At 61.5% G+C, this 10,117-nt stretch carries 7 protein-coding genes; 1 reads left to right on the top strand and 6 read right to left on the bottom strand.

Annotated elements, in window-relative coordinates; translation table 11 throughout:
- Positions 1–320: 320 nt before the first annotated feature.
- Positions 321–953 carry a tyrosine-type recombinase/integrase gene (locus PXK01_RS16140; protein ID WP_274860863.1) on the bottom strand — a complete coding sequence of 211 codons (633 nt, stop codon included), beginning with the start codon at positions 951–953 and terminating at the stop codon, positions 321–323.
- Positions 954–1,173: 220 nt separating this feature from the next.
- Between PXK01_RS16140 and PXK01_RS16135 the strand changes: the two genes are divergently transcribed.
- Entirely contained in the window at positions 1,174–1,734 is a 561-nt protein-coding gene (locus PXK01_RS16135; RefSeq protein WP_274860862.1) for a hypothetical protein, read from the top strand.
- Positions 1,735–2,102: 368 nt separating this feature from the next.
- Here the strand turns inward: PXK01_RS16135 and rpoD are convergent, their stop codons facing one another.
- The 5 genes from rpoD to PXK01_RS16110 all read right to left on the bottom strand — a co-directional run bounded on the left by rpoD (position 2,103) and on the right by PXK01_RS16110 (position 10,117).
- Positions 2,103–4,097 (bottom strand): RNA polymerase sigma factor RpoD, encoded by a 1,995-nt coding sequence (gene rpoD, locus PXK01_RS16130; protein WP_274860860.1) that lies wholly within the window; start codon positions 4,095–4,097, stop codon positions 2,103–2,105.
- A gap of 131 nt (positions 4,098–4,228) precedes the next feature.
- Complete coding sequence (gene dnaG / locus PXK01_RS16125) at positions 4,229–6,232, bottom strand: DNA primase (protein WP_274860858.1); 2,004 nt, start codon at positions 6,230–6,232, stop codon at positions 4,229–4,231.
- Position 6,233: 1 nt separating this feature from the next.
- The gene (locus PXK01_RS16120) at positions 6,234–6,596 is read right to left on the bottom strand and encodes a hypothetical protein (RefSeq protein WP_274849409.1); all 363 of its coding nucleotides are present in this window, start codon (positions 6,594–6,596) and stop codon (positions 6,234–6,236) included.
- Between the two features lie 37 nt (positions 6,597–6,633).
- Complete coding sequence (locus PXK01_RS16115) at positions 6,634–7,179, bottom strand: sarcosine oxidase subunit gamma (protein ID WP_274860856.1); 546 nt, start codon at positions 7,177–7,179, stop codon at positions 6,634–6,636.
- Positions 7,172–10,117 carry a sarcosine oxidase subunit alpha family protein gene (locus PXK01_RS16110; RefSeq protein WP_274860865.1) on the bottom strand — a complete coding sequence of 982 codons (2,946 nt, stop codon included), beginning with the start codon at positions 10,115–10,117 and terminating at the stop codon, positions 7,172–7,174. The genes PXK01_RS16115 and PXK01_RS16110 overlap by 8 nt, the downstream gene beginning before the upstream one ends.

Below are 10,117 nucleotides of genomic sequence, written 5' to 3'. Positions count from 1 at the left end.
TCCACCATCAGAATCCATCCCGGTGTCAGCCGCAAGACGCGCCTGTCAGCTCGTCACCGCCATATGCGATTCCCCTGGGGTCTGGTCAGTGTCTAGTTTCGCTTTTTGAGGTTTTGGAACTGCCCTGAAAATCGCAATCTCTGCCTGTTTGGACATTCGGAACGGTTTCCCCAAGCGACTGCCAAGTCCGCGTTCTGTGAGTTCGTTCACCTTCGGATTTCGCATCCGCAGCGAACGGCAGGTATGTGGGTTGCGAACGCAGCATCCAAATCGGGTGCTTAATGTCGGCCCTGGGCCGTCCTTGAAGACGGCCCAAGTTATTAGATTTCAATTGCCTCTGCAATCGCAAGAGCATCCTCAAGCTCGACGCCGAGGTATCTGACGGTGCTGTCCATCTTCGTGTGGCCCAACAGCAGCTGGACTGCACGCAGGTTGCCCGTTTTTTTGTAGATTTGCGTCACCTTCGTGCGCCGCATCGAGTGCGTGCCGTATGCGCTCGCCTCCAGGCCGATCGACGTCACCCAATCACGGACAATCCGCGCATATTGGCGGGTCGAAATATGCAGCCGCTCGTGAAACCGGCCGGGCCAGAGGTATTCGGATCCGACCATCAGCGGGTCCTGCATCCACCTTTCGAGCGAGGCTCGGGTGCCTTCCGATATTTCGAAGCGGACCGGTTTCTGCGTCTTGCTCTGCAGAACCGACGCTCGTTCCTTGATCTGGCCAGATGCCATGACATCGACGACCTTCATTTTGACCAGATCGCAGCCACGCAGTTTACTGTCGATGGCCAGGTTGAAGAGCGCCAGGTCACGATGGTTCTCGGCCAGTTCAAGTCGAACTCGGATCGCCCAGACGTGCTTTGGCTTCAGCGGTCGTTTCTGGCCAACGATACGTCCTTTGTTCCAAGCGGGGCGCAAAGCGCGAATAGCAGGTAAGTTTGGTGTTTCCATGACTGATCCTCCGATCCGCCATGCCCTCCCACATCGACAACCCGACGTTGACAAGGCATGATATCACAAGATGCTGCGACGCATCCGAGGTCTGCTGTGAGCCCACTTTACCTTGTTTCTGTCCTGCGGCGAATGTGCAGTGTGCTGCTGCGCAAGTTATTGGGTTGCTCCATTGTTTATTATGGCCCACGATTACCAGCAGGCTTTCGGGAGAATTGAATTGACGACAGATAAAAAACAAATGGACAAACAGGTAACAGTCGCTCGAGATCGGATCATTTCTCTATCCGACCCGAAGGCTCTTTTGCGTTTTCATGAGAATGTCGAACGGTTTCAGGGCATTGATGATGTACAGCGCGAAGATCTCATTCAATTGATTGAAGAACGGCTGCGAAGTGTTTCGCCGAGTGCAGCCACAAAAGTGTTTGGTCCAAAGGATTCTGAAGCCCGAGAGTTTCTTGAACAGGTATTCCTGCGAACCTGCTCGGAGTTTGACTTGTCCCAAAATCAAGTCAAGAACGGTGTAAAAACCGGCGGCGACATGATCGCAGGTCGAAAGCACGTCGATGTCTACATATCCTACAAAAACAACGACAAATGGCGCACCTCACTCGCCTGGTTGCAGGATACTCCGGCAGACGTTCCATATTTGCGTGTAGAGAAGCTTCAGGTCGGATCACAGGACAAGACCAATCGAGAAGAGGCGGTGTTTACGGTGCATCAGGTCGAGCTAGCAGAGGAAAAGTACCGACAGATGCTGCAGGCTGTAATCTATCAATGACTTTATTGCTCGAATTACCATCGGTAAAATCCTGTCTGGCTGATAGGTCTTTCTGTAAGCAGACTTTGGCGCAGCCGCAGCGAACCGACGCTTTGTCCCGCAGACCACCAGTTCGCTGTCGCCTGGGTTTTGCGCACGCGGCGAATGTCGGCAATGCGGGCTGCTGGTGCAGCATCGATAGACCGTGTTCAAAGTCGGCTCTGGGCCGGTCGCGCCTGACGCCAGGGCGGGCACCGCGACTTTGCAAAGCTCGCTATCTGCGCATAACCGCATCACAGATGAACCGCGGCGTCCGTCATCCAAACCTCAAGACCGTCCAACAGCACTTCAAAGCGCAAGAAAAAGGCGCCCCGCAGGGCGCCTTTTGATCACTGGTCCAGGAAGCTGCGCAGCTTGCGGCTTCGGCTGGGGTGTTTGAGCTTTCGCAGGGCCTTGGCCTCGATCTGGCGGATCCGCTCGCGGGTCACCGAGAACTGCTGACCGACCTCTTCCAGCGTGTGGTCGGTGTTCATGCCGATGCCAAAGCGCATGCGCAGAACCCGTTCCTCGCGCGGGGTGAGCGAGGCCAGCACCCGGGTGGTGGTTTCCTTGAGGTTTTCCTGAATGGCGCTGTCCAGGGGCAACACCGCGTTCTTGTCCTCGATGAAATCGCCCAGCTGGCTGTCTTCCTCGTCCCCGATGGGGGTTTCGAGGCTGATCGGCTCCTTGGCGATCTTCATCACCTTGCGGACCTTCTCGAGCGGCATCTGCAGCTTTTCGGCCAGCTCTTCCGGCGTCGGCTCGCGGCCGATTTCATGCAGCATCTGACGGCCGGTGCGCACCAGCTTGTTGATCGTCTCGATCATGTGGACCGGGATCCGGATCGTGCGCGCCTGATCCGCAATAGAGCGTGTGATCGCCTGACGGATCCACCAGGTGGCATAGGTCGAGAACTTGTAGCCGCGGCGGTATTCGAACTTGTCCACCGCCTTCATCAGACCGATGTTGCCCTCCTGGATCAGGTCCAGGAACTGCAAACCGCGGTTGGTGTATTTCTTGGCGATCGAGATCACCAGGCGCAGGTTGGCTTCGACCATTTCCTTCTTGGCCTGGCGGGCTTCCTTCTCACCCTTTTGCACCTGCTGCACGATGCGGCGGAATTCCGAGATATCGAGACCCACATACTGGCCGACCTGCGCCATGTCGGCGCGCAGTTCCTCGACCTTCTCGGTGGAGCGTTCGATGAACATCTGCCAGCCCCGGCCCGGCTTTTCCGCCATGTCCGACAGCCAGTTCGGGTCCAGCTCGCGGCCCCGGTATTCCTCGACGAATTCGCGGCGGTTGATGCGGGCCTGGTCGGCCAGCTTCACCATGGCGCTGTCGATCTGCATCACGCGGCGGTTGATGCCGTAAAGCTGGTCGATCAGGGCTTCGATGCGGTTGTTGTGCAGATGCAGCCCGTTCACCAGCTCCACGATTTCGGAGCGCAGCTGCTGGTAGGTCTTTTCGTCCTGCTCGCTGAAGGATCCGTCTTCGTTCAGGGTGGCCGAGATCCGGCTGTCCTGCATTTCGCTCAGCTGGGCGTAATCCGAGGAAATCTGTTCCAGCGTGGTCAGCACGCGATCCTTGAGCGCGGCCTCCATCGCGGCAAGGGACATGTTGGCCTGCTCGTCCTCGTCATCATCGTCATCGCTGGCGATGGGGTTGCCGTCGGCATCCAGCTCGGGGCCTTTGTCTTCCTTGGCGGGTTTGGCGGCCCCGGCAGCCGCGCCGGTATCCACCACCGGTTCGCTGACTTCGCCCTCTTCGTCCATCTGGTTGCCAAAGGTGGCCTCCAGATCGATGACATCGCGCAGCAGGATGTCTTCGGACAGGAGTTCGTCGTGCCAGATGGTGATCGCCTGGAAGGTCAGCGGGCTTTCGCACAGACCCAGGATCATCGTGTTGCGGCCGGCCTCGATCCGCTTGGCGATGGCGATCTCGCCCTCGCGCGACAGCAGTTCGACCGAGCCCATCTCGCGCAGGTACATGCGCACCGGATCGTCGGTACGGTCCAGCTTTTCGGTGGCAGCACCGGCAACCGCGACTTCACGGTTGGATTCGGTGGTCACAAGTTCGGTCGAGCCCTTGTTCTGCTCTTCCTCCTCGGCCTCTTCGTCCTCGATGATATTGATGCCCATTTCGGACAGCATCGACATCACGTCTTCGATCTGTTCCGAGCTGACCTGATCCGGCGGCAGAACCTGATTGAGCTGATCGTAGGTGATGTAGCCCTTCTCGCGCGCCTCGGCGATCATCTTCTTGACCTGGGCCTGGCTCATGTCCAGCGAGATTTCGGCTTCCTGATCGTCAGGTTTGCGGTCGTCGGTGTCTTTGGCGGCCATTCATTGCTCCTCTAAGAGGCTGGGGCGATTCGGATAGCGCGAATCATTAGCCGGAACTGATGATTCGTCACCCCATTTACCCAATTTTCTTTTGCTCTTCCTTAGGAAAACACCCTTTTTGCGCGGATGTGTCATTTGTCGGAAAAGCCGATTCTGTCCAAAAGGGCGCCAAAGGCGTCGCGTTCCTCGCGATCGAGCCGGGCGCCATTCTCGCCTACGTCATATTGCGCCCTGTCTTCATTTTCGCTTCGCACGGCCCTGTTGCGCGCCTCGGCGGCCTGTTTCAGGCGCCAGGTCAAAGCCTCATCCGCAAGACCGATCAGGTCTTCCTGTGCCTCAGCCAGTTCCGCATCCAGCCCCCTGAGCGCTTCGAGCTTTGCGATTTCCTCGGCCAGGGTCAGGCGCGCGGCCTCCTCATCGCCTGGTTTGCGCAGACAGGGCACAATTGCCACATGGCGCAGGGCAAAGAGGTTTTCAAGGGCATGGGGGCCAAGCGCGTATTGGATTTCCTCTTTCAGCCGCTCAGGGGCCGCAACGCCATGGCGCAGGACCATGTCGCGCAGGGCGGCCAGATCCGGGTCGGTGCAGATCATCCGCTCGAGATTGGTTTCAAACTCGGGGATCACCGCAGGCGTGGTGATCACCACCGCCAGGATCACCGCTTCGCGGGCGCGGGCCAGGGTCGCCTCATCGGCGGCCGCCAGGAGCGAACTGCGAGTGGTTGCCAGCGGTACCGAAGCCCCCCCTTGCCCGCGCCAGGGCGCGCGCGCGCCATCACGAAAGCCACCTGCCCCGCCGCCTCCGCCTGCCTTGCGGCGCGGTGTGAAACCGTCGTCGCGAGGCGGCCGGTTGCCCCGGAACAGCTGCCAGCGCAGCTCCTTGATGTCCTCGCCATAATGCCTGCGGATCGACGGATCGCGGATCAGGCGGATCCTCTCGCGCAGGGCCTTGTCGAGCGCCGCCTTGCGTTCGGGGCTGTCAAAGACGCGACCTTCGGTTTCGCGCTGCCACAGGAGCTTCACCATGGGCATGGCCTGATCCAGCACCGCCTGCACTGCGGCAGGGCCTTCGCTACGGATCATGTCATCGGGGTCTTTCCCCTCGGGCATGATGGCAAAGCGCAGGGATTTCCCGGCTTCCAGGCGCGGCAGGGCCAGATCGATCAGCCGCATGGCAGCGCGGATCCCGGCGGTGTCGCCATCCAGCGCGATAATCGGCTCATCCGACATCCGCCAGAGCATCATCAGCTGGTTTTCCGTAATCGCGGTCCCAAGCGGCGCCACGCAGGAGGCAAAACCACCCTCGGACAGCGCAATCACATCCATATAGCCTTCGGCCACGATCAGCGGCGTGCCCCGCCCGGCAGCGGCGCGGGCCGGTCCGTGGTTGTAAAGGCTGCGCCCCTTGTCGAACAGCTCGGTCTCGGGCGAGTTCAGATATTTGGCGTTGTCATTCGGGTCCATCGCCCGGCCGCCAAAGGCGATTGCGCGGCCGCGCGCATCGCGGATCGGGAACATGATGCGGTTGCGGAAGGTATCATAGGGCTTGCCGCCCTTGTTCGAGGGCTTCGCCAGCCCCGCCCCCATGATCAGGTCCTCGGCCACGCCCTTGCCGCGTAAGTGATCCCAAAGCCCCTGCCAGCCATCCGGGGCAAAGCCGATCTCCCAGCGCTGCAGGGCTTCACCCGTCAGGCCGCGTTTGGCCAGGTAGGCGCGCGCGGCGGTGCCGCCTTGGGTGTTGAGCTGCAGGCGAAAGAACTGCACCGCCTGCTCCATCACATCTGCCAATTGGCTGCGACGATCCTGTTTTTCCTGCGCCTTGGGGTCGCGCTTGGGCATCTCCATGCCCGCTTCCCCGGCAAGGATCTCGACCGCCTCCATGAAGGCGACATTCTCGGTCTCCTGCACGAACTTCAGCGCATCGCCCTTGGCCTGACAGCCAAAGCAGTAATAGAAGCCCTTGCGATCATCGACGTGAAAACTGGCGGATTTCTCGTGGTGAAAGGGGCATGGTGCCCACATGTCGCCCTTGCCCGGGTTCGACTTGCGCTGGTCCCACATGACCTTGCGCCCGACAACATCAGTCAGGCTTATGCGGGTGCGCAATTCGTCAAGAAAACCGGGCGGCAGGGACATATCAGTTCGATTTCAGCTGTTTTTTCATCGCCTGGATCTGATCCCAGTTTTCCAGGCATTGCTGTTCAAAGATGGCACCAAGATCGGCGTTGCGCAGATCGCGCCGCTTCATCCCATAAACATGCTCGGTCAGCTGCGGGATCGCCTTGGAATACTGTTCGGGCCATGCAGGATCCGAGGCCAGGATGACCTCTTCGACCTTCTCCTGCTTCACACGGTCCATCCGCGCAGCCTGCACGGCGGCCATGACCTGGCCCTGGTATTTGCAGCTGTCTTCCTTGCTGTCAGCGGCCTGGGCCGGCGCAGAAGACAGAACGGCCAGGATGGCCGCCACTGGTGCAATCGCTGCGGAAATGCGCTTCATCGATACGCTCCATGAATCAGTCGGTGATCCAGGGAGATTACCTGCGCGCGGCGACGGCTTCCATGGCTGTTTTCAGATCATGCGCCAAGGTTTGCGCAAGCGAGCGGAACACCATGATCTGAAAGCTGTTTGCCCCGATGCGCGTCACCGATGCCATCATGTGGCGCAGCTCGGTGCGCGCGGTATGGCCGCGTTTGAAGGTCTTGCTGCGCAGATCAATGGGGCAAAGACGCGCCAAAACATCTTCGGCCCCCTCCCCTTCCAGCCGCACCACGGCCCAGGCATCGCTCTGATCGGTCAGCGCCGCGTATTCGGCCAGAGATGGATCGGGCGCAGGCCCGGCCAGCAGCGCCATATCCCGACCAAACCAGATCGCCCTGTTCCCCGCCTTGCCGGTGCTGCGCCCCATAGCGGGCAGTTTCATGCCATGGGCGGCCTCCAGCGCCGCACTCAGGCCCTTTTCCTGATCGTTGAAGGGCGCAAGGCTGGTCAAAGCCCCCAGATCCTCTTCGCTGAGGGACAGGCCGCCGACAGAGACGGGCAGCAGCCCCGCGCAGGGGCTTTTTGCAATGAGTTCAGCCACGGGCGCGCCCTCCTTCCGGGTCAAAGAACTGTGGCTCCACCACCTCGCACATGGCGTCTATGCCGCGCATGTGATCGACCAGGCGGATCTGATCGCCGATCCTATCCCGCCCGCCACTGAGGAAACCCAGCGCGATGGAGTGGCCCAGCGTGGGCGAGAAACAGGCCGAGGTCACATAGCCCTGGTCATGGATCCGCTCCACCGGGTCTTCGGGGTTGAACAGATGCGCCCCGGCGGTCAGCTGTTTCACCGCGCCGATGGGTTTGAGGCCGACCATCTGCATCCGGTCCTCGGCCATCAACCCGTCGCGGCGGGACATCGGCTTTCCGAAGAAATCCTTCTTCTTCGACATCATCCCCTGCATACCCAGATCACCGGCCGTCACGGTGCCGTTGATTTCCGCATGAGTGATGAAACCCTTCTCGATCCGCAGCACATTGAGCGCCTCCATCCCGTAGGCGCCGCCTCCCAGGCCTTCGGCACGGGCCAGAAGTTCACGGAACAGCGCATCGCCATAGCGGGCGGGCACGGCCAGTTCATAGGCTTCCTCGCCGCTGAAGGAGATACGGAACAGCCGACCCGCGACGCCCATGACCGAAACCTCGCCGCAGGCCATGAAGGGCCAGGTTTTGCTGTCGATCTCGTCATCCAACAGACCATTCAAAAGCGCGCGCGCCTTGGGGCCTGCCACGGCAAATTGCGCCCATTGTTCGGTGACCGAGACGATGCGCACATCCCAATCGGGGCGCAGCACCTGGGTCACATATTCCAGATGCGCCATCACTTGCCCCGCAGCGGCGGTGGTGGTGGTCATCACATAGTGCTGATCGCCCAGCCGCGCGGTGGTGCCGTCATCCATGACAAAACCATCCTCGCGCAGCATCAGACCATAGCGCGCGCGCCCGACCTTCAGGGTCGAGAACATGTTGGTATAGACATAGTCCAAGAGCTTTCCGGCATCCGGCCCCTGGATGTCGATCTTGCCCAAGGTGGAGACATCGCAGACACCGACATGATTGCGCACTAGTGTCACCTCGCGGTCGCAGGACTGGCGCCAGTTGGTTTCCCCGGTTTTCGGGAAATAGGCGGCGCGATACCAGAGCCCGACCTCCAGCTGATGGGCACCGCGCTCCTCGCTCGCCTTATGCGAGGTCAGGAACCGCTGCGGCTTGAAGCCCTGCTCTGCGGCCCCTGCCCCCATGGCTCCAATGCTGACCGGCACGAAGGGGGGGCGGAAGGTGGTGGTGCCGGTTTCGGGAATGCTGCGCCCGGTGGCATCGGCCAGCACCGCCAGCGCCGCGACATTCGAGTTCTTGCCCTGATCCGTCGCCATGCCTTGGGTGGTGTAGCGCTTCATATGCTCGACCGAGCGGAAGTTTTCCCCCGCGGCCTGTTTCACATCCTTCACGGTCACGTCGTTCTGGAAATCAAGCCAGGCGCGTCCCTTGCCCGGCACGTCCCAGAGCGGCGAAATCCGGTAGGGATCATCCTCGGCCTGCGGCAGATCGGCAGTTGGCACCTTCAGGCCCAGCGCCTCCAGCGCCTGGCCTGCGGCTGCAGCCCCGTCGCGCAGGGCACCGGCGGTGGAGAATTCGCCATTGCAGGCCCCCGCTGTCACCATGCCCGGCACGCTGCCCTCCTTCGGCACAAAGGCCGCGATGTCGCGCCGCCAGGTGGGCCGCGCGTTCAGATGGCAGGTCAGATGCACCGAGGGGTTCCAGCCCCCCGACATGGCCAGACAATCGCTCTGGATCTTCTCCTCTCCGGCGACGGAGCGCACGGTGATGCTTTCCAGCCGTTTGCGCCCATCCGCATCGCAGACCTGCGCGCCCTTGATCACCGGGAACAACTCGCTGTCCGGCGCATCATGGCGGCTGTCGATCAGGGCGGCCACATGGACGCCCGCCGTTGCCAGATCGCGGGCGGTGCGATGGGCGTCGTCATTATTGGCAAAGACCGTGACCCGTTCGCCCGGCGCCACCCCCCAGCGGTTGAGATAGGCGCGCATGGCGCTGGCGGTCATGATGCCGGGACGGTCGTTGTTGCGAAAGGCTACGGGGCGTTCAATCGCCCCTGCCGCCAGCACGGCGCGTTTCGCCGCGATGCGCCAGAAGCACTCGCGCGGAAGGTGGCTTTCCTTCAGCGAATGGCGGCGCGGCCTGTGATGGGCAACACGCTCCAATGCGCCATAGGTGCCCTGATCATAGGCGCCTGTCACGGCCGTGCGCGTCATCAGCCGCACGTTGTCCATAGACGAGAGTTCCTTCAGAACCTCCGCCACCCAGAGGTGGGCGGGCATGCCGTCCACCTCTTCGACCTCGGCCAGAAGGCGGCCGCCCATTCGGCTGTCCTCTTCGGCCAGGATCACGTCGGCGCCCGCGCGCGCGGCCACCAGTGCCGCCATCAGACCGGCAGGCCCCGATCCGATCACCAGCAGGTCGCAGAAGGCATAGGCCTTTTCGTAGGCATCCGTATCCGCCGCCCCGCTGAGTGCACCCAGCCCCGCCGCGCGGCGGATCATCGGCTCGTAGAGTTTCTCCCAGAAGGCCGCAGGCCACATGAAGGTCTTGTAGTAGAACCCCGCGCCCAGGAAGGGCGCCGCCAGATCGTTCATCGCCATCACGTCATGCTCGACCGAGGGCCAACAGTTCTGGCTACGGGCACTGAGGCCTTCGAAAAGCTCCTGCGTGGTGGCGCGCACATTCGGATCCTGATGCGCGCCGCTGCCGATGGTGACCAGCGCATTCGGCTCTTCGCTGCCTGCGGTCAGGATGCCGCGCGGGCGGTGATATTTGAACGAGCGCCCCACCAGATGCACGCCGTTCGCGAGCAGGGCCGAGGCCAGCGTATCGCCCTCAAGCCCCATCATGTGGCGGCCATTGAAGGAGAACGTGACGGGCTTGCCGCCTTCGATCAGCCCCTTGCCGGGCAGTCTCAT

Source organism: Phaeobacter sp. PT47_59, assembly GCF_028890025.1.
Taxonomy (GTDB): Bacteria; Pseudomonadota; Alphaproteobacteria; order Rhodobacterales; family Rhodobacteraceae; genus Phycobacter.
The sequence above is the reverse complement of the archived record's forward strand: the minus strand, read 5'-3'. Positions and strand labels throughout refer to the sequence as shown.

What these genes read in the sequence shown, in the direction of transcription:
- PXK01_RS16140 (WP_274860863.1), bottom strand. Translation starts at nt 953, where the DNA reads ATGGAAACACCAAACTTACCTGCTATTCGCGCTTTGCGCCCCGCTTGG.
- rpoD (WP_274860860.1), bottom strand. Translation starts at nt 4,097, where the DNA reads ATGGCCGCCAAAGACACCGACGACCGCAAACCTGACGATCAGGAAGCC.
- dnaG (WP_274860858.1), bottom strand. Translation starts at nt 6,232, where the DNA reads ATGTCCCTGCCGCCCGGTTTTCTTGACGAATTGCGCACCCGCATAAGC.
- PXK01_RS16120 (WP_274849409.1), bottom strand. Translation starts at nt 6,596, where the DNA reads ATGAAGCGCATTTCCGCAGCGATTGCACCAGTGGCGGCCATCCTGGCC.
- PXK01_RS16110 (WP_274860865.1), bottom strand. Translation starts at nt 10,117, where the DNA reads ATGAGACTGCCCGGCAAGGGGCTGATCGAAGGCGGCAAGCCCGTCACG.